The organism is Rhizobium atlanticum (genome assembly GCF_030182485.1).
Classification (GTDB): domain Bacteria; phylum Pseudomonadota; class Alphaproteobacteria; order Rhizobiales; family Rhizobiaceae; genus Rhizobium.
The window spans coordinates 1-1,284 of the sequence record NZ_JAQJCJ010000077.1 but is presented as its reverse complement, the minus strand read 5'-3'; the positions used below and the strand labels follow the sequence as shown (position 1 = coordinate 1,284).

At 63.6% G+C, this 1,284-nt stretch carries 1 protein-coding gene; it reads left to right on the top strand.

Annotated features, from left to right (window positions below; translation table 11 throughout):
- Window positions 1-1,185, top strand: a 1,185-nt coding sequence (locus PH551_RS32755; protein ID WP_285196405.1) for a BID domain-containing protein, incomplete at its 5' end; no start/stop codon positions are given.
- Window positions 1,186-1,284 lie beyond the last annotated feature (99 nt).

Genomic DNA, 1,284 nt, shown 5'->3' with positions numbered 1-1,284 from the left:
ATGTCATTGTCGGTCCCGGCACTCTCCGAAGGCGCCATGGCGCGTCTCATGGAGATCGAGGCGGTGCGCAACAGGGGCGGGGACGATGCTTATAAGACCGCCTTTGCCCTTGCCGCGAAGGACCGCACGGTCGTGCAAGAGATCAAGGCGGTCAGCGAGGCGCTGTCTGCCCGCTTCGGCTGGAGTGCCTTCACCGCAAAGGCGGATGCGGTTGCCGAGCGCAACATGGCCGAGCGCATGCCTAACGATCTGATGGTCGGCGAGCGCGAGAAGCTGACCCACCTGTTTGAAGCCGTCAGACGATTTGCCGAGGCGCAGCATCTGGCCGAGCGCCAGGATCGCTCGAAGATCGTCGCGGCAGCCAGTGCCGTTCCGGACCCGGAGCAAGACAAGGGGGGAGGAAAGGAGAATGTGACTGTTGTGCCCATGCTTGCCGCTGTCACCGAGTTCAAGATACCGATCGACGACGAGGCGCGATCGCGAACTCTCTCCGCTCCTCTTTACCGTCAGCAGCGTGCGGCACTGGCGAACGCGGCAAGAACGATCTGGCGCGATCCGGCAGGCGCTGTCGGCAAGATCGAGGAACTGCTTGCAAAAGGCTTTGCTGCCGATCGTATTGCTGCTGCGGTGACCAATGATCCGGCTGCTTATGGCGCCTTGCGCGGCTCTGGTCGTCTGATGGATCGAATGCTGGCTTCGGGCCGCGAGCGCAAGGATGCGCTCAAGGCTGTGCCCGAGGCGGCCACCCGGCTGCGTTCTCTTGGCTCTGCCTATGTCAATCTCTTCGACGCAGGCCGTCAGGGCATCAAGGCAGAGCGGGAGCGTATGGGGGTTGCTATTCCTGGCCTGTCGAAGGCGGCGGAAGAGGCGCTCACACGGCTGACCACGGGGGCGGGGAACAAAAGCCATCGGCAAAACGCATCGGCTGTCTCTCTCGATCCGGGCGTCCGGCGGGAGTTCGCCGTCGTCAGCAAGGCGCTCGACCAGCGCTTCGGGCGCAATGCCATCATCCGCGGCGACAAGGATCTCATCAACCATGTGCCAGAGGCGCAGCGCCAGGCCTTCGCGGCGATGCAGGAGAGGCTGAAGGTCCTGCAGCAGACCGTCCGCGCGGAAAGCCGTCAGCAGATCCTCGCGGAACGGCGTCAGCGGGCGGTCAACCGCGGCCGGGGAATCGATCTCTAAAGGTCGCTGAACAACCGCATTGCTTGGCGTTCATGCGCCGCTGTCGGCTACTCGCTTTCACGCTGGGGATGTGGTGGTCTCCTCTGTGCTCAGATGTTT